Origin of the sequence: Sphingomicrobium nitratireducens, assembly GCF_026157035.1 — a bacterium.
Taxonomy (GTDB): Bacteria; Pseudomonadota; Alphaproteobacteria; order Sphingomonadales; family Sphingomonadaceae; genus Sphingomicrobium; species Sphingomicrobium nitratireducens.
On record NZ_JANJZA010000001.1, the window covers coordinates 1,488,033 to 1,505,693 of the forward strand.

Consider the following 17,661-nt stretch of genomic DNA (forward strand, 5'->3'; position numbering starts at 1 on the left):
CCGGAGAAAACGCAACGCGTGCCTATCCTAACGAGAGGACCGATTCACCGGGAGGGGAGCCCGTCATTTTCGCTAGAAATAACCGGCGGAATTGCCCATTCCATAAGTCTGATAATATGTATTATGTAAAGTGATGTCACGTAGAAAATTGAACGTGCATCTTAATTTTTACTCATATTGACAGCGGCTTAGCCAATGAAAGTCAGAGAAAGTCTAAGGCTGCAAGACCAGCCATCGACCTTCAACGCCCCAGCGCTCCAGCGACGACAGATAATTCATGCCCAGCACGTTGATGTCCTTCTGCTGCGTCACGTGCACGAGCACGTTGTCGCGGCTGATCGGGCCGACGCTCAGATTGTCCGCGCGCCCGCGCGCGACCTCGACAAGACCGTTGCCGGTGCGCACGGCCTGGCGGCCATGCTCTGACACGGCCACGCCCGCCACGGCGGCAGTCGCGCTGTCGATCGTCGTGATCGTCGCACCGCTGTCGACGAGGAACTCGACGGGAACGCCGTTGACGCGGCCTTCGACCCAGAAATGTCCGTCAATGGCCATCGGGATGCGGATTTCGGCTTCCTCGACGACCGGCGCGCCGGTCGCTTCGGACTTGAGACGCTGTGCGAGGTAGCCGAGATCGTCGCGGAAGCTGAACAGGATGAAGCCGGCACCGAAGATCGCGATCCATGCCAGCGCCATTTTCGCCATCTTCGCAAGCGGTTCGCGCCGCGCCATGAGCGAGCCGACGACGAGCATCATCGCCATCAGGATGTAGACGCTGCCGAGCATCCAGTCGTTGCTCAAAACTCCACCTCCAACCCGTCATGCGCCGGCGCTGCCCAATCCGGCAGACGTGCTTTGAGCGTCGCATAGTCCATGCCATTGCCCATATGGGTCAACAGCAATTGACCCACGCTGAACTCGCGCGCGGCATCCAGCACCATGTCGAGATGCGCATGCGTGGGATGCGGGTCGAGCATCAGGCAGTCGGCGACCCACACGTCGACGCCGTTGTAAAGCGTTGCCATCGTGTCCGTGATTTCATTAAAATCAATGGCATAGGCGATACTCTTGCCACCCTTGTCGAAGCGCAATCCCAGGCTGGTGATCCCGCCATGCGGCTGATCGACCACCCGCACGCGCGCGTCGCCGACCATGAACTCATTCTCGATGGCCTTCGGATCGTAGAGCGCCGCATAATAGCGAAGGTCGACAAAGGCGTAGGCGAAACGGCGCTTCATCTGCTCGATGACATCCGGCCGGGCGAGGAACGGCAGAGGTTCGCCCCTCGTCTGCACGATGGGGCGCAGTTCGTCGATCCCGTGGCTGTGATCGGCGTGATCGTGGGTCAGGAGCAGCGCATCGACCATCGGCGAGCCCGCATCGAGCAATTGTTGGCGCAAGTCGGGACCGCAATCGACCAGCAGGCGCTCGCCCGCGCTCTCGAACAGCACCGAGGAGCGCATGCGGCGGTTTTTCGGCTCGTCAGGATCGCAGCGCCCCCATCCGGAGCGTAAGTTGGGGACGCCCGAGGACGTCCCGCAGCCCAAGATCCTGAGTTTCACCGCCTGGCTTTGCCGAACAGGGCGTAGAAATTGTCGGTTGTCGCGCGCGCCAGCTCGGCCGGATCCTCGCCGCGCAGCTCGGACAGGAAGGCGGCGGTATCGGCGACAAAGGCCGGTTCGCACGTCTTGCCGCGATTGGGCACGGGCGCGAGGAACGGGCTGTCGGTCTCGACCAGCAGCCGATCGATCGGCAGGGCCTTGGCGGTTTCCTGCAGGTCCCTAGCGTTCTTGAAGGTCACGATGCCGCTCATCGAGACGTAGCAGCCCAGTTCCATGCCCTTTTCGGCAAGCGCACGACTGCCCGTGAAGCAATGGAGCACCGCGCGCACCTGCCCGCCATTGCGCTTGGCGGCCGCCTCGAGGATCTGAGCCGTATCCTCCTCGGCATCACGCGTGTGGATGATGAGCGGCAGGCCGGTCTCGCGGCTTGCCTCGATATGCGCCTCGAAGCGCGCCTTCTGCGCGCCGCGGTCGGACTTGTCGTAATAATAGTCGAGCCCGCACTCGCCGATCCCGATCACCTTGGGATGTGCCGAGGCCTCGATCAGCGCGGCTGCGCCGAGGTCGGGATGCTGGTCGGCTTCGTGCGGGTGCACGCCGACCGTCGCCCAGACGTCGTCATTGCGCTCGGCCGTCGCGATAATCGCGTCCCATTCGCGCTGCCGGGTGGAAATATTGAGGAACGCGCCGACCCCGCGCCCTCGCGCGGCGGCCAGCACCTCGTCCTGGCGTTCGACAAGGCCTTCGTAATTGAGGTGGCAATGACTGTCGACGAGGGTCACGCGGCGCTCTCCTCGCTCGCCAGCTCGAGCCGCGGAAAGGCCGGCGTCGGCTTGTCGATGGGATTGCCCCCCTCTCCCGTCGCCAGCAGGGCGAGGATCCGCTCGGACGCGCCCGGCACAATCGGCGCAACCGCCTTCGTCAGCGGCGCGATGGTCGCGACCAGCGTGCCGAGCACGTCGGCCATGCGGTCGGGATCAGTTTTCTTGAGCGTCCAGGGCGCCTCGGCATCGATATAGGCATTGCACGCGTAGACCGCGCCCAGCCACGCTTCGATCCCGGCAGTAAATCCGAATGTTTCGAACGCGTTGGGAAGCTCTTCCTCGCATGCCTTGCGAACCGCCTCGAGCAGCGCCTTGTCCTGGTCCGCACTCCCGGCAGCGGGCAGGATGCCATCGAGATTCTTGTGCACCATCGACAGGCTGCGCTGGACGAGATTGCCGAAACTGTTGGCGAGCTCGGCGTTGACGCGGGTGACGAGCCCTTCCTCGCTGACGCTGCCGTCACTGCTCATTTTCACTTCGCGCAGCAGGTAATAGCGGAACGCCTCGACGCCGTAGCGGTCGAGCATCAACTGCGGGTCGACCACGTTGCCGAGGCTCTTCGACATCTTCACCCCGCCCGGCGCGAGCAGGTGGCCGTGGCCATAGATTTGCCTAGGCAGTTCGACGCCCGCGGACATCAGGAAAGCGGGCCAATAGACGGCGTGGAAGCGCACGATGTCCTTGCCGACGAGATGGACGTCACACGGCCAGTATCTGTCCCAGTTCTCGCCGCCATCGGGATAGCCGACGCCGGTGACGTAATTGGTGAGCGCGTCGAGCCAGACATACATGACGTGATTGTTGCTGCCCGGGACCGGCACGCCCCAGTCAAAGCTGGTACGGCTGACGGAGAGGTCCTTGAGTCCGCCTTCGAGGAAGCGCACCACCTCGTTGCGGCGGCTTTCGGGCTGGATGAAGTCGGGATTGGCCTCGATATGGGCGAGAAGCCTGTCGCCATAGGCCGACAGCTTGAAGAACCAGCTCTCCTCGACTGTCCACTCGACCGGCGTGCCCTGGGGCGAGAGTTTCTGTCCCCCTTCCCCCTCGGTGAGCTCGTCCTCGTCATAATAGGCTTCATCGCGGACCGAATACCAACCTTCGTAGCGACCGAGATAGAGGTCGCCCCGTTCCTCCATCTTCTTCCACATGTGCTGGACCGCCGCCTTGTGATCGGGGTCGGTGGTGCGGATAAAGCGATCGTACGACACCTGAAGATTGTCGCACATGACTTTGAACATGCTCGACATTTCTGCCGCCAGTTCGGCGGGCTCCATGCCCTTGTCGCGCGCGGCCTGCGCCATCTTGAGCCCATGTTCGTCGGTGCCGGTCATGAAGAAGACGTCGCGGCCCTGCGCGCGGCGGAAACGCGCCATCGCGTCGGCAGCGACCGCCTCGTAGGCGTGGCCTATGTGCGGCGCGCCGTTGGGATAGCTGATCGCGGTGGTGATGTAATAAGGGTCGGCCATGCCGATGGCCCTAGCCCCCTCTTGGCGGCGCTTCAAGCGAGCGTGTCGGCGACTTTCGCGAGGACCCCGCCGAGACGGTAGACAGTCGCGCCCGGATCGAGGCTGAGGCGCGGGGCGCGCTGGGCAATGCCGCGCGCTTCCTCGTAGGCGGCAAGCGCGCGGACCTGGCGCTCGCCTTCGCTGGCGCGAGCCTCGGCGGCGATCAGCCCGGGAACGGTCGCGAGGAACGCGGCATACCGCTCGCTCGCCGCCTTGAGCGCGAGCGTCTTCGCCAGCTTGGCACGGGCGGCACCGGTGGGATCGCCCTCGCGCATCATGCGCCGCGCTTCCTCGGCGAGCGGCGCGAGATCCTGTTCGGCGATCGCCACCGAGCGGCCTGCCGACCCCTGCCCGAGCCGGACCAGCGCCGAGCGCTCCGCGGGCGAACTCTTCGGAAGCGCCTGCGCGAGGATCGACGCCATGACGTCATCCGAAAGTGGCGAAAAATCGAGCTTCCTGCACCGCGACCGGATCGTCGGCAGCAGTCGGCCCGGGGCATGGGCGACGAGGAAGAACAGCGTCTTCGCCGGGGGCTCCTCGAGCATCTTGAGTAGCGCGTTGGCCGCGGGACCTTCGAGATCGTCGGCGGCGTCGATGATCACCACCCGCCAGTCGCCGAGCGAGGGCGTTACCTCGAACAGGTGACCGAGCGAGCGGACCTGGTCGACCGAGATGCTGCGCGCGAGCGCGGTCCCGGTCTTGTTGGGAAGCCGTTCGAGCAGGCGCAGGTCGGGATGGCTTCCGGCCGCAATCAGTTTGGCGGTCGGATGATCCTCGCCAAGCGCAATTCCGTCGTCGGAAACGCGATGGCCCGACGCTTCGGCGAGCACCCTTGCAGCGGCGGCGCGCGCGAACAGGCCCTTCCCGACGCCGCGCGGGCCTGCGAGCAGCCAGGCGTGATGCGGCGTTCCCTTGCGCCACGCGGCGAGAAAGGCATCGACCGCCTTGTCCTGGCCGATCGGCGCCGCGTTCACTGGAGCAGGTCCCCGAGCGCCGCGATCAGCCGCGCGGTCACCGTCTCGGCATTGCCCGACGCGTCGACCAGCTTGACCCGCTCGGGCTCGGCGTCCGCCATCAGGCGAAAGCCGCGCTCGACGGCAGCGTGGTAGCTGGGTGGACGCCCGCCGATGCGGTCACCCTCGTCACCGTCGCGGTGCCGGGCGCGCGCCCTCCCCTCGCCTGCGTCGAGCGACAGGACGAGCGTGCGGTCGGGGAGAAAGTCCTCGCTGCCGAAGCGGTGAAGGTCGCGGACCGCCTCGATGCCGAGCCCGCCGGCTTCGCCCTGGTAGGCGAGCGAACTGTCGAGGAAGCGGTCGGACAACACCCAGCGACCGGCGGCCAATGCGGGCTTGATCGTCTTGGCGACATGGTCGGAGCGGGCGGCGGCGAACAGCAGGGCCTCGGCGCGCGCGTTCCAGCGGCCCTCCTCGCCTTCCAGCAGGAGGCGACGGATCGCCTCGGCGCCCTCGCTGCCACCCGGCTCGCGGGTGACGAGGACGTCGAAGCCGCGCCGCCTCAGCGCTTCCTCGAGGGCGGCGAGCTGGGTCGATTTTCCAACACCCTCGCCGCCTTCCAGCGAAATGAACCGCCCCCGCGCCATCGCGTCAGGCCATGCCGAGCAGCTGCTGGAGCCCGATCCAGGCGCGGCGGAAGAATCCGGCTTCCTCGACCGCCTCTCCCGCGACCAACGGAAGTGCGGCCTCGGTGCCGTCGGAGGTGACGATCAGCTGGGCGACTTCCTGCCCTTTGGCGATCGGTGCCTCGAGCGGGCCCATGTAGCGGATTTTGACGGTCGGTTCGTTGAGGATGCCGGCCGGGTGGGTGACGGCGAGGTCACGCGGGGCCACAAGCGGCACGCTATCGGCGGAACCGAGCTGGACCTTCGCCGCACCGATCGTCGTGCCCTTGGCGAACAGCTGGCGCGCCTGCCATGCGTTGAAACCCCATTCGACCAGGCGCACGCTCTCCGACGTGCGAGCCGACTGGCTCGGCAGCCCGGTGACGACCATCACGAGGCGACGCCCGTCGCGCTCGGCCGAGCCGGTGAAGCCGTAGCCTGCTTCCTCGGTATGGCCGGTCTTGAGGCCGTCGGCGCCGTTGACGCGGCCGAACAGCGGATTGCGGTTGGGCTGGGTGATGGGATTACCGCCCATCGTCTCGCCCCAGGTGAAGCTCGGCTGCCCGTAGAATTGCTTGTAGAGAGTCGGGTGGTTTTCGATGGTGGCCTTGGCGAGGGTCGCGAGGTCGCGCGCGGTCACTTTGGTCACGCCCTCGTCGGGCCAGCCATTGGCATTGCCGAAATGACTGTTCTTGAGCCCGATCTTCTTGGCGGACCGGTTCATCTGCTCCGCGAAGGCCTGCTCGGTGCCCGCGATGCACTCGGCGAGGACGACCGAGGCGTCATTGCCCGACACGGTGACGATGCCGTGGAGGAGATTCTCCACGCTGACCATCTCGCCCACCTTGAGGAACATGGTCGAGCCCTGGTTGGACCATTTCTGCCACGTCTCGGGTCGCACCGCGCACGTCTTCTTGAGGTCGAGCTTACCCGCATCGATCAATTCGAAGGCGACATGGGTCGTCATCATCTTGGCCATCGAGGCGGGCGGGATCTGCTGGTCGGCATTCTTGGCGAGCAGCACCGCGCCCGACGACAGGTCGACGAGATAGGCGCTGACCGCCTCGGTCTCGAACTCGGGACTGGCGCTGGCCGGGGCGACGGCAAGAGCGAAGGCGGCGGGAATCAGGAGGGTTTTTTTCATCGAAACGCTTCCGGGTGGGACAGGATGGGTGGAGTCTTAACGCGCACCGACGCGCTTCGCCACGGCAAAGACGTGCGTGAAGGCCTAGCGGCGCGCGATACCGTCCGCGACGAGGCCGATGGTGAGCGCGTAGAAGTTGGAGCAGTTGTAATCGAGGATGGCGCGGTAGTTTTGCGTCGTCAGGTAAGCGGTGCGCCCCGGCCCGTCGGGCTCGATCAGCGTAGCGAGCGTGTCGTCGGACAGCGAGCGGCCCTGCGGCGTCACGCCGAGCCGGCGCCATTCGCTCATCGGCAACCAGCGGCTGTGGCGCTTGAACACGGCCTCGCAGCGCGGCGGCACCAGCGGGCTGGCGATCGAGGCGCGGTCGAGGCGGGCGGGCACATTCACCGCGATCCCCCACGGCACGTCGGGCTGCCATCCGGCATCGACGAGATAGTTGGCGATCGATGCGAAGGCGTCGGGCTCGCTGTTCCAGATGTCGGCGAACCCGTCCCCGTCGCCGTCCCTGGCGAGACGCAGGATGTTGGAAGGCATGAACTGCACCTTGCCCGCCGCGCCCGCGTAGCTGCCCTTCAGGTGGCGGCGGGTATAGCCGCGGTCCATCAGCTTGAGCGCGGCCATGAACTCGCCTTCGAACAGCTCGCGGCGGCGGCCTTCCCAGGCCAGCGTCGAGAGCGCTTCGAGCAGGTCGAAATTGCCGGTCACCGCGCCATAGCTGGTTTCCTTGCCGTAGATGGCGAGGATGACGTGCGGGTCGACGCCAGTCGAGCGCTCGAGCGCGGATAGAGTGTAGGCGTGATCCGCCTTCTCGCGGATGCCGCGATTGACGATGTCGGTGGTGACATGGCGCGCCCGGTACGGCGCGTAGGCGGGCGTTCCGGTCCCGGGACCGCCGCCGGGCTGGCTGCGGTCGAGATCGATCGAGCGCTGGTTGAGCCTGAGGCCCGGGATGACCGCGACCGTCGCCTCGCTGATCCCGGCAGCCCGCGCCTTGGCGACGAGTTCCCGCTTGTAGCCTTCGAACGTCATCGCGCCGGGCGCGATGGCGGCACGCGTGCTGTCGCTGTTGTCGAGCGGGGCCAGCGGGTCGGCTTCCTGCGCGCAGGCGGGGCTGGCGCCCAGAATGGCCGCCACCGCGATCGTCAGTCCGACTTTGCCCACCATACGCTCACTCCTTCGGCCCCGAGGCTAGGCGAGACCGCGAGTCCATGCACCTGCCTTCGTCGCAGACGATGCACAAGACGACCCTTCGCGCCGATGAACGGGCCGTCGTTCCCGAAAATCACCCCTGCATCACTGCAAAATCACCTTTACGTCATGCGGCGCCTGCCCGGCGGGGTCATGCTCGCAGCACCGACGAACATCAGGGGAGCACGACAATGCGTATGTCGAAATCAATCCTATTCGGGGCAGCCGCGGCCGCGCTGGTCGCAACGCAGGCAACGGCCTCGCCGCTCGCGAAGGTCAAGAAGGTCATCGAGGCGGATCATCACCAGTCGTACAAGAGCGACCAGGGTCACGAATTCATGATCAAGAACGTGAAGTTCGAAAAGCACGCCAGCGACCCCAACCTCGTCTATGTCGACGGTCGCATCACCCATCATCTGACGGCGAGGCCCGACGACAAGTATCATTACTGCATGACCATGACGCGCGACGGCGACCTGGTGGACATGGCCGAAAGCATCAATCGCGGCGGGTTCACCAAGGTGGTCACCAAGGCGCAGAGCGTCGCGAACAACAAGGTCACGCGCGGGATGGCTTCGGGCATCGCCGGGGCGATCGGGCGCACCATGCCGGGCGGCGAACTGACGGGTAAGGCTGCATCCAAAGCCGCCCCCGTCTTGCTGGACATCCACGCGATGACGGGCAAGACCGCTGCGCAGAAGATCGGCGGGACGATCGGGGGTTGGATCGACGGCGACTGGACCGGCGATGCCCGCGAGATCGCGATGGAGGTCGCGGTGCAGTCGGCCAAGGCCCTCAAAACCGGCGAGCCGTCGGTCTCGATCAAGCCCTACGGCACGAACCTCGATCCCAAGATCATCAGCCAGTGCCCGCGGCGAAAGGACAAGTCGCTTCACTAGGCGAGAGTCTCATGCCGCCTCTTGCGCCGTGCCCCCATCTGTCTCTAGGCGGGGACGCACGCGGAGAGGTGGCAGAGTGGTCGAATGCTCCGGTCTTGAAAACCGGTGACCGGGCAACCGGTCCGTGGGTTCGAATCCCACCCTCTCCGCCATCGCAGAAGGGGCGTCCCGAAAGGGGCGCCCCTTCTGCGATGATGGAGATGCGTGGAGCGGACGACCCCACCGGTTCGGAAGGCGTAGCCAAGCGACGACGTTCGAGCGCAGCTAGAACAATCCCGCCATTTCCCTTACGGCACGAGGGCGTCCGCGCACGCGCCCGTCGATCCCTTCCCCTCATTGGTCGATTGGAAATGTCGGATAGCCGACAACGCTGCGAAAGGCTCGGGCATCTTCAAGCATTCGGGGGCCTCCGCCATGCGTGCCATACTGTTCGCCATCGCCATTCTCTTTGCTCTTGCGCCTACGGGTGCCCTCGCGCAGCAGAGCGATTTCGACGTCGCGACCGAGACCTCGATGCGCATCGGACAATCATATTTCGAGGCATATATCGAACGCGACTGGGACCGCCTCGAACCCATGCTGGCGGACGATGTCGTGTTTCAGGACACGACCGCGAAGTATCTTTTTGGCGGCCAACCACAGGAGGGCAAGGCGACGCTCGCGGCCTTCTTCCGCACCGCCTATGCGGGGATCTCGCGGATGGAGTTCACCCCTTCGCGTTCCTTTGCCTCGAGCGACACGGCGGTGTTCGAAGGCATGCTCGACTGGGACGTCGACATGGGTGGAGGACGGATCGTATCAACGTCGATGCCGTTCGTCGTGATCCTAGCCTTGCGCGATGGGAAAATCGTCTCCCACCGCGATTTTGCGGACTATCGTCCATTTCTCGACGCCAATGCGGCCAGCCTTGCCAAGGTCGGCTCGACAAAGGCGGCCGATTAGTAACGGCGTCAGGCAGGCAATACGGAATGCGGGAGGGGCCTGGGATGAACCGAGCAAAAATGGCGATTGTCGCGAGCGCGATCGTTGCGGGGGCTTCGTCGCCGGCACTGGCGGTCGAGGAATGCAGGGAACCCGTAGCGCGATACGACGTACGCTACGCCGGTGACGATCGTTTCGAGGTCGCCGCCCGTTTCTCAAGCCCGTCATCACGCTGGGATCTCGCCCACTTCCCGACACCCGACCGTCCTGAAGCTCAATCGGCCTCGATCCGTTCACTAAGGGCGTTCGATAAGGCCGGTACGCCGATCCCGCTCGCTTACGTGGGCGAAGGGACCTTCGAAACCAATGACAAGGCGGGCGCAAGCGCGATCCGGTACGAGGTGATTGCCGATCACGATCTCGCCGACTGGAACATAGGCGCTCCGGGCAAGGACGAGGTCGCCGCGCACTTCGACACCAGTTACCTGTTTGCGGGTCATGCCTTTTTCCTGCTCGACTGGGACATGAAGCGTTGCGCAGTCGAGATCCATTTCGACCTGCCCCCCGATTGGCACGTCACGACGCCCTGGCGGGAGGTCGACGGGCATTACCTCGTCGAGGACAGCTGGGCGCTCGGCCAGAACATGTTCGCGATGGGCCGAGATCGCGCCGAGCAGGTTGATGTCGGTGGGCTGCGCCTCAACTGGCTGATGGACAGCGCGCTTGCCCCCGTGACCGGCGAGGTTCGCGACCTGCTTTCCATCCTGCCCGAACGCTACACTGCGTTGTGGGGCGCTTCGCCGGGGTCAAAATTCTCGGTCTTCCTGATGAGCGACACCATGTCCGACGGAGGCGCGTTCTGGAACAGCTTCGCGCTCCGGTTCGCGGTGCCGCTGAGCGAGGCAGACAGGATCAGCTGGCGTCACACGCTGGGCCACGAGGTCATGCACCTATGGAACGGACTCGGGAAAGCGAAGGGCGAGAACGTCCCCGAACTCGAATGGGTCAACGAGGGCTTCACGGACTATCTGACGCTGCGCGAAATGAGTCGGGCCGGCCTGATCGACCCCGACATGACCGAGCAACGGCTCGCCAACATCGTCCGGCGTTACATGCTGGCCGGGCGGCTGACACCAGGCGTGACGTTGAAGAGTTCGGGTGCCGACAAGGGAGCCAACTGGCACGCCGTCTACGGAGGCGGCGCAATGGTCGCGCTATTGCTCGATGCCGAACTGTCGCGCGAGGACGACGAGGCGTTCGCGCGGATGCTGCGTGCGCTTTCGTCTCAGCAGGGCGAAGGTTACGATTACGACCGCTTCGTCGACGTTCTAGACCGCGAATCCGGCGGGAAGGCCCGCAACATCATCACATGGATCGATCGGCGCCCCTCGGGAGGGGAAATCGTGCAAAGATTCGCCGCGCTCGGGCTCGACGTCTCCATTTTCGGAGTGGACGAAGCCTATGTCCGCTTCGCGCAATGTCCCTCAGGACGATGCCCTCCCCCCTTTCTGCGTAGGGAGCCTTAACCCACCCGCACGATGATCAGCGTGACGTTGTCGGGCGCGCCGCGGTCGAGGACTTTCTCGATGAAGCCGTCGGCGGCCTGCATCGGGTTCTTGCGAATGAGATCCTCTTCGAGCTCGGCATCGGGCACGACGCGGGTCAGCCCGTCGCTGGCCAAGAGGAACAGGTCGCCCTGGTGTGCCTCGCCCATCACGCGCTCGACCTTGAGCGTCTCGGCCGCGCCCACCGCGCGAGTGATGACGTTGGCGTCGGGATGATGCTCGGCCTCCTCGGGCTTGAGCATGCCGGCTGAGACGAGATCGTTGACGAGGCTGTGGTCGCGGCTGATCTGGGTGAGCTTGCGGTCGTGAAGCCGGTAGGCGCGACTGTCGCCGGCCCAGAAACACTCGAACGCGCCCTGCCCGAAGGCGAGCCCGACGACGGTGCTTCCGATGGTGTGCTTGCCCTCCTTCTGGTGGGCGAGATCGATGAGGTCGGCGTTGACGTCACCCAGCGCGGCGACCGCGCGGTCGACCCGCGCCGAGAGCCCGCTGTCGGCCTCGATGGAGCCCAGGCGCTCGACGATCATCCGGCTGGCAACCTCGCCCGCCTCGTGCCCGCCCATGCCGTCGGCGACGACGAACAGGCCCGCCTCGGACCGTTCCAGATACGAGTCCTCGTTGAGCTTGCGACGCAGGCCCACGTCGGTGCGGCTGGCGCATAGGAAGCGGATAGCGCGACTCCTGAAATTGCCCCTCGTTGCGTGAAGACTAGAAATTTCGCGGAGATCGTGCAATTTCTTATATTATTGCAGGATTGCATTGGGGGCATCGGCAGTGAACAAGGCCTATAGTAACAAGGCGTTACCGTCCGGGACGGTCCTGCGCGAATGGCGCCTGGAGCAGGTGCTGGGCGTCGGCGGTTTCGGAATCGTGTACAAGGGTCGCGGCATTTATTTCGACGAACTCGTCGCCATCAAAGAATATTTCCCCAGCTCGATCAGCGAGCGCGACGAGGACGATACGGTCGTCCCGATCGACAGCGATGCCGAAGAAGTGCACGCGCTGGGCCTCAAGAAATTCGTCGAGGAAGCCAAGCTCCTCTGGAACCTCTCCACCCCGACACGTCACCCCAATATCGTGTCGGTCCGCTCGCTGTTCGAGATCCACGGCACCGCCTACATGGTGATGGACTTCGAGGACGGCATGTCGCTCTCGAAGATGATCAAGGACGGCAAGAAGTTCGACGAGGCGACCTTGCGCGCGCTCGTTCTGCCGATCGCCGAGGGGCTCGAACGTGCGCACCGCGTGGGCGTCCTCCACCGCGACATCAAGCCGCCCAACATCCTCGTCAACGACGACGGGCGCCCGGTGCTGATCGATTTCGGCTCGGCGCGCTTCGAAAGCGGCCAGGCGACGAGCACCAAGGTCACCTTCCACACCCCGCCCTACGCGGCGATCGAGCAATATGTGAAGACCTACGAGCAGGGCCCATGGACCGACGTCTACGCGCTCGGCGTGGTGCTGTACGAATGCGTGATGGGCGAGAAGCCGCCCGAGGTGCTCGAGCGCATGCACGGCGATGCGGGCGAGCCGCTCGCCAAGCGCAAGATCAAGGGATATTCGCCGGCCTTCCTCGCCGCGATCGATGCTGCGATGGCGATCAAGCCGTCCGATCGCCCGCAGTCGATCAAGCAGTGGCTGCCGATGTTCGATGGCGCGGCGACCGCGCCCGAGCCCGAGGACGACGAGGCAACCCGCATCGCGCCGATGGCTTCCGATGCGGACGAGATCGTCCATGTCGCAACCCCAGCGCCGACCCCCACTCCTTCCTCCAAGGTGCCCGACAAGCCCGAGGAAGTGGAGTTCAAGGGCGCGGGCCAGCAGACCAAGGGCGAGAAGAAGGAAGAAACGCAAAAGAAGGTTGCCGAGGCGGCTGCCAAGGCCAGCGCTGCGGCGGCCGCGAGCGCGGCGGCGGCGGCAACGACGGCCAAGGCGCAAGAGCCTCCCAAGCCTGCCGAACCGGCGCCCAAGCCTGAGAAGAAGCCCAAGAAGAAGAAAGCCAAGACCGGCGAGAAGTCGAAAGTGCCGTTGATCGCGGGCGGCGCCATCGGCGCGCTGGCGATCGCGGGGATCGGCTATGCGGTCCTCGGCGGTGGCGGCGACAAGGATGCGGCTCCGATCGAGATTGCGGACGCGGCGAACGACCTTGAGGTCCCGCTCGAGATCGAGGGCGCCGACGCGCTCGCCCCTGCCCTTGCCGCGCTGGTCGAGGACGCCGAGGCGGCCAACGTCGCCGAGGACGTGGTGACGCCGGTTGCCGAGGCGGCCGAACGGCTCCAGGCGCAAGCCGAACGGCTCGAAGGTCTCGAAGCGGAAGCCGCCAACAAGATGGCCGACGACATGATGGAACTCGCGCGCAAGACGAGCGCCGACTTCGCCTCCGCGCTGGGCGAAAGCGCCGACGGAAGTGCGGCCCGCTACGCACGAAGCGCCGCCTGGCTGCGCAATCGCCGCGGCCTGACGGCCGAACAACGGACCATCGCAGGACGCATCGACGCGGCCGTCGAAGCCGTGAAGGCCGCAGCCACGACCGCCACCGAAGCCGACAACGCCGCCGACGCGATCAACGCGGCGCGCCAGGCCCTTGCCCAGACGCGCAACCTTGCCGCAGCGGGCGCCGCCGCGGGCCGCCTACGCGATACCAAGAAGGAAGAGACGACCCGCGACGCGACGCCGGCCGCCAACACCACTGCCGCGCCGACGACAACGACCACGACGGCTGCCCCTGTGGCCGCCCCGGTCGAAGTGGGCATCTCGGCGGCCAAGCGCCAGCAGTTCGCAGGCGTCATCTCGCAGGCCCGTGCGATCGCCAACGACGTCAAGCGCATGGCCAAGGGCAAGAAGCCTGGCGGCAGCGCCACGCCGCAGGAGCAGGCCGCCTACGACCTGCGCCAGTCCAACGTGGTCACCGCGAAGGAATACGAGACCTATCTCAACACGCTCGAGAACAGCTTCCGCGGCATCAGCACGGCGGCAGACGCCGACCGGCTGATCGCGCAGGCCAACCAGACCAAGACCTACCTGCAGTTCCTGCAGCGGCGTTCCGCCCAGGCGCAGTAGGAGGATTCACGTGGAGACGTTCGTTGCGCTGGCCATGTCGACGCTGCTCGTCACGGTCTGTTTCTTCGTCCATTTCGTCGCCCTGCGCCGGCTCGCGCACATCACGAGCAAGCCGTTCGCGAAGATCCACCACCCGTTGCTGATCGTGTTGTTCGCGCTGTTCGCGCTGCATCTGGTCGAGGCGATGCTGTACGTCGCCGGCTTCGTCTACATGCATTATAGCGGTTTCGGCCACCTCACCGGGATCGAAGGCACCGAGATGAACCTCCTGAGCGACTGGTTCTATTTCTCGATGTCGGCCTATACGACGCTCGGCATCGGCGACATCCTGCCGCACGGGCCGATCCGCATCGTGGCGGGCGTCGAGGCGCTGAACGGCCTCGTCCTCATCGCGTGGAGCGCCTCGTTCACCTACCTGATGATGGAACGTTTCTGGACCGAGCTCAGCGACGACTGATCAGGCCGGGACCTCTAGCGATTTCTCGCGGTAGCTCGTCGTCCATTCGTTGAGATCCGACAGCATGATCGCGGCGGTGCGCTCGAGTTCGCGCGCCAGCTTGTCGATCTCGTCCAGTTCGGCGAGCCGCCGCGCGTTGCGGTCGAGCGCGTTGGCGCTGTTGGCCGATCGGCTCGACGCGAGAAGGTGTTCGCCGTGCCCGCGAAGGCCAAATACCGCGGCGCCCGCCGCCGGCAGGCCCGCGGTGATCAGCACGAAATAGTTGGTGACCTTCTTCACCGCGTGCGCGTCGATGAAATAGCCGACGATGAACAGGAAACAGGCCGCGATCACTGCGCCCATCAGGAAGTTGCCGACTTCGTGCAGCTTGTGGTCGAGGTGATGCATCCGCTCCGCATTGACGCGGTGATAGGCGGCCTGCGGCTTGACCTGTTCCTCGATGACGTGGTCGGCGAGCTTGCGGATCGTCTCCGGCCCGGTCTCGCCGGTCGGGCTCGTCATCTCGCGCCAGATCGCGGAGGCGTACCAGCGGGTCCAGTCGGCCCCCGCCTCGCGGTGCAGCGGGCCCTTGATGTAGTCGGACCGGAACGGCGGCCCCGCAACACCCGTGCGCTTGAGATAGACGAGCGGGCGCAGTGTCTCGGCAAGGTGGCGATACTGCAGCCAGCGCCGGTGCCAGTCCCCGTCCTTGCCCGAACCCGTGTTGAGATAGATCAGTCCGATCGTGCTCAGTTCCGCCACGACGAGATAGAGCTTGGCGGCGGGAAAGATCAGCCCCGTCAGCGCGATGAACACCGCCAGCGCCGACAGCGCGTAGTTGGTGACGTGCCCCGAGCGGAAGAATTGGGCGTAGCGGATGGCGAGGAAGTTCGACCAGCCATAGGCGCGTTCGAGCGGCATCCGGGCCGAGGCGGGAAAGCTCTCGCGAACCGCCGACCATTCATAGTCGATGTCGTCCTGGATCGAGCTCTGCCGCCACGGCTTGCCGAGTTTCTTGACGCGAAGAAGCGCGAGCATGAGCGGATATTCGATCCGCCAGTTGGTGCGCTTTTCCGTCTCCGAATAGAAGGTCGCGATCTCCTGCCGACCGATCTCGGAATGCGGCGCCAGCGTGGTCCGGACCAGCTTGTCGTAGTCGGCCTGTCCGTCGAGCGGCACCTCGATCGGTTCGATCGCGTCGCCGCCGACCATCAGCCGCCGTCCCGTCACCGTGTCGCCTTCGTGATCGACGATCAGCTGGAGCACGGGGGCTCCTGCCCTCAATGCGAGGTCGACGACGTGCGCCGTGCCGCCCGGCCCGTTCCCTTCTCCGCCGTCCCAGATGGCGACGAGGATATCAGCCGCCGCGATCACCGCCTTGCCGACCCGAACATAGGCCTCGTCGCCCATCTCGCGCGTGCCGGGCAGCGCGAAGCGTTCGTCGGTCGCCTCGAGCTGGCTGCGAAATTCGGCCAGCTCCGCGGGGTCGGCGAAATCCTTCTCGTATTCGGCAATGGCGAAGGGCAGCATCGCGCGCACGCGGTAGCCGTTGACGCGCGCCGCCATCGCCGCGATCTGGTCCGCGCCGGTCGCCAACGGGGTGTGCAGCCGGAGCACGGGATCCTCGGGCGCGAAGATTTCCGCCTCGTCGCGGTGGACGTTGAGAGTCGCGGTCTTCAGTCGCGCGAACACGTCGCGCGCATGATGTTCGAGCTCGGAAATGAGCTTCGGGCTCAACAGGTGGGCCCGATGTCCGGTGATCCCGACATTGAGCGTGAGCAACGGTCGGGGGGGATGCTTGCCGATCAAGAGGCGGCTTGGCCCGATTGGTCCGCGCTCGACCGGACGGAATAGACGAGCAGGCAATTGCCGATAAGCACCCTCGCACCGTCTTCGAGCGCGACCGGCGCCTCGACGCGTTCGCCGTCGACGAACGTGCCATTGGTCGACTGGAGATCGGTGAGTACCATCTTCCCGTCTTCGAACGACAAGGTGCAATGGGTGCGCGACACGCGCCGGTCCTTGAGGACGATCTCCGCCGGTGGCGAGCGCCCGATCTTGGCGCCGAGCGGGCCGACGGTGAATTCCATCAGCATCTCGTCACCTTCCATCAGCGCGAGGACGTGCCGGTCCTCGTTGGCGAAGGGGTCCTCGCCGTCGCCGCGCGTATAGAATTGCGTCGCCTCATATTCCTCTTCCGGCTCGGGTTCCGGCATGGGCGGAGGCGGCGCGGCGGTCGGTGCGGGTGCCGGCTCGGGATCGCGCTGCGGGGGCGTAAAACCCCGGTACGGAATGTCTTCGGGCGGCGGTGCGGCATGGCGACGCGCATATTCGCCTTCGGGCGCAGGCGGGCGCGGATAGTCCTCGTCGGGCGCGGGGCGCGACGGCGCGGGTGGTACGCGCATGTCGGGCTCTCTCGGCCCACCGCCACCGCCCGACGCCTCGCGGCTTCGGATCTGGCGGTGGAGATCCTTGACGAACATGTTCCACGCACCGTCGGTCGTGTCCCCGTCCCAGTGCGACAGGTCGGACGTGTGGGTCAGCTCGAAGATGATCGGCCGGTCGCACGCCTCGATGATGACCGGGGCCAGCTTGTTCGAACGGTCGGCGAGAGTCGCTTCCGCGCGCACCCAGCGCGAGATGACCGAACGTGGCGACCAGAGGACGACGATCGCCTTGGCTGCGCGCAGCTTGGCTTCGATCACCTCGTCGAAGGTCTCGCCGCTATGGAGCGCGGCGTCCCACCAGACGCTGAACCCTTCCTGCGCGAGGGCGCCCGCGAACCGGCTCGCGAACTTGCGATCGGCACGCGCGTAGGAAATGAAGATATCCGGTCCCGACAATTGGTCCCCAAGCCTAGCCGACGACGATCCAGCCCTTCGAAGAAAGACAGGGTGCGGAGCCGTCGGCAGGCCCGCCCCGCTGCCGTTCGATGGAAA

At 65.6% G+C, this 17,661-nt stretch carries 16 protein-coding genes and 1 tRNA gene; 6 read left to right on the forward strand and 11 right to left on the reverse strand.

Features of this window, described 5'->3' with window-relative positions; translation table 11 throughout:
* Window positions 1-213: 213 nt before the first annotated feature.
* The 8 genes from NNY25_RS07715 to NNY25_RS07750 form a co-directional block, all read right to left on the reverse strand.
* Window positions 214-801: a retropepsin-like aspartic protease family protein gene (locus NNY25_RS07715; protein WP_265570764.1), complete on the reverse strand. Its 588-nt coding sequence runs from the start codon at window positions 799-801 to the stop codon at window positions 214-216.
* Window positions 798-1,562: an MBL fold metallo-hydrolase gene (locus NNY25_RS07720; protein WP_265570765.1), complete on the reverse strand. Its 765-nt coding sequence runs from the start codon at window positions 1,560-1,562 to the stop codon at window positions 798-800. The genes NNY25_RS07715 and NNY25_RS07720 overlap by 4 nt, the downstream gene beginning before the upstream one ends.
* Window positions 1,559-2,344 carry a TatD family hydrolase gene (locus NNY25_RS07725; RefSeq protein WP_265570766.1) on the reverse strand — a complete coding sequence of 262 codons (786 nt, stop codon included), beginning with the start codon at window positions 2,342-2,344 and terminating at the stop codon, window positions 1,559-1,561. The genes NNY25_RS07720 and NNY25_RS07725 overlap by 4 nt, the downstream gene beginning before the upstream one ends.
* Window positions 2,341-3,852 (reverse strand): methionine--tRNA ligase, encoded by a 1,512-nt coding sequence (metG, locus tag NNY25_RS07730; RefSeq protein WP_265570767.1) that lies wholly within the window; start codon window positions 3,850-3,852, stop codon window positions 2,341-2,343. Before metG ends, NNY25_RS07725 begins: the two co-directional genes overlap by 4 nt.
* 32 nt (window positions 3,853-3,884) lie before the next feature.
* Entirely contained in the window at window positions 3,885-4,865 is a 981-nt protein-coding gene (locus NNY25_RS07735; RefSeq protein WP_265570768.1) for a DNA polymerase III subunit delta', read from the reverse strand.
* A complete protein-coding gene (gene tmk / locus NNY25_RS07740) occupies window positions 4,862-5,491 on the reverse strand; it encodes a dTMP kinase (RefSeq protein WP_265570769.1) in 630 nt (209 codons plus the stop codon). The genes NNY25_RS07735 and tmk overlap by 4 nt, the downstream gene beginning before the upstream one ends.
* A gap of 4 nt (window positions 5,492-5,495) precedes the next feature.
* Window positions 5,496-6,653 carry a D-alanyl-D-alanine carboxypeptidase family protein gene (locus tag NNY25_RS07745; protein WP_265570770.1) on the reverse strand — a complete coding sequence of 386 codons (1,158 nt, stop codon included), beginning with the start codon at window positions 6,651-6,653 and terminating at the stop codon, window positions 5,496-5,498.
* Between the two features lie 84 nt (window positions 6,654-6,737).
* Window positions 6,738-7,817, reverse strand: coding sequence for a lytic murein transglycosylase (locus NNY25_RS07750; protein ID WP_265570771.1), 1,080 nt, complete (start codon window positions 7,815-7,817; stop codon window positions 6,738-6,740).
* 215 nt (window positions 7,818-8,032) lie between these two features.
* Here NNY25_RS07750 and NNY25_RS07755 point away from each other — a divergent pair, with 215 nt between their 5' ends.
* The 4 genes from NNY25_RS07755 to NNY25_RS07770 all read left to right on the forward strand — a co-directional run bounded on the left by NNY25_RS07755 (window position 8,033) and on the right by NNY25_RS07770 (window position 11,187).
* Complete coding sequence (locus NNY25_RS07755; RefSeq protein ID WP_265570772.1) at window positions 8,033-8,740, forward strand: hypothetical protein; 708 nt, start codon at window positions 8,033-8,035, stop codon at window positions 8,738-8,740.
* A 62-nt stretch (window positions 8,741-8,802) separates the two neighbouring features.
* Window positions 8,803-8,892, forward strand: a tRNA-Ser gene (locus NNY25_RS07760).
* A 262-nt stretch (window positions 8,893-9,154) separates the two neighbouring features.
* Complete coding sequence (locus NNY25_RS07765; RefSeq protein ID WP_265570773.1) at window positions 9,155-9,682, forward strand: nuclear transport factor 2 family protein; 528 nt, start codon at window positions 9,155-9,157, stop codon at window positions 9,680-9,682.
* A gap of 44 nt (window positions 9,683-9,726) precedes the next feature.
* A complete protein-coding gene (locus tag NNY25_RS07770) occupies window positions 9,727-11,187 on the forward strand; it encodes a M61 family metallopeptidase (RefSeq protein WP_265570774.1) in 1,461 nt (486 codons plus the stop codon).
* On the opposite strand, the gene NNY25_RS07775 is transcribed toward NNY25_RS07770, so the two are convergent.
* Window positions 11,184-11,867: a PP2C family protein-serine/threonine phosphatase gene (locus NNY25_RS07775; protein WP_265570776.1), complete on the reverse strand. Its 684-nt coding sequence runs from the start codon at window positions 11,865-11,867 to the stop codon at window positions 11,184-11,186. The two genes, NNY25_RS07770 and NNY25_RS07775, sit on opposite strands and share 4 nt — an antisense overlap.
* 133 nt (window positions 11,868-12,000) lie before the next feature.
* On the opposite strand from NNY25_RS07775, the gene NNY25_RS07780 reads away from it, so the two are divergent.
* Together NNY25_RS07780 and NNY25_RS07785 are read left to right on the forward strand one after the other, a co-directional pair.
* Window positions 12,001-14,286, forward strand: a complete 2,286-nt coding sequence (locus NNY25_RS07780) for a serine/threonine protein kinase (RefSeq protein WP_265570777.1) — start codon at window positions 12,001-12,003, stop codon at window positions 14,284-14,286.
* Window positions 14,287-14,296: 10 nt separating this feature from the next.
* Complete coding sequence (locus NNY25_RS07785) at window positions 14,297-14,743, forward strand: ion channel (protein ID WP_265570778.1); 447 nt, start codon at window positions 14,297-14,299, stop codon at window positions 14,741-14,743.
* On the opposite strand, the gene NNY25_RS07790 is transcribed toward NNY25_RS07785, so the two are convergent.
* Window positions 14,744-16,459, reverse strand: a complete 1,716-nt coding sequence (locus NNY25_RS07790; RefSeq protein ID WP_265570779.1) for a hypothetical protein — start codon at window positions 16,457-16,459, stop codon at window positions 14,744-14,746.
* A gap of 68 nt (window positions 16,460-16,527) precedes the next feature.
* Window positions 16,528-17,565, reverse strand: a complete 1,038-nt coding sequence (locus tag NNY25_RS07795) for a TIR domain-containing protein (protein ID WP_265570780.1) — start codon at window positions 17,563-17,565, stop codon at window positions 16,528-16,530.
* Window positions 17,566-17,661: the final 96 nt, after the last annotated feature.

Bases quoted from the DNA above. Each gene is read 5' to 3' on its own strand.
- metG (WP_265570767.1), bottom strand. From the start codon at position 3,852: ATGGCCGACCCTTATTACATCACCACCGCGATCAGCTATCCCAACGGC.
- tmk (WP_265570769.1), bottom strand. From the start codon at position 5,491: ATGGCGCGGGGGCGGTTCATTTCGCTGGAAGGCGGCGAGGGTGTTGGA.
- NNY25_RS07745 (WP_265570770.1), bottom strand. From the start codon at position 6,653: ATGAAAAAAACCCTCCTGATTCCCGCCGCCTTCGCTCTTGCCGTCGCC.
- NNY25_RS07750 (WP_265570771.1), bottom strand. From the start codon at position 7,817: ATGGTGGGCAAAGTCGGACTGACGATCGCGGTGGCGGCCATTCTGGGC.
- NNY25_RS07755 (WP_265570772.1), top strand. From the start codon at position 8,033: ATGCGTATGTCGAAATCAATCCTATTCGGGGCAGCCGCGGCCGCGCTG.
- NNY25_RS07765 (WP_265570773.1), top strand. From the start codon at position 9,155: ATGCGTGCCATACTGTTCGCCATCGCCATTCTCTTTGCTCTTGCGCCT.
- NNY25_RS07770 (WP_265570774.1), top strand. From the start codon at position 9,727: ATGAACCGAGCAAAAATGGCGATTGTCGCGAGCGCGATCGTTGCGGGG.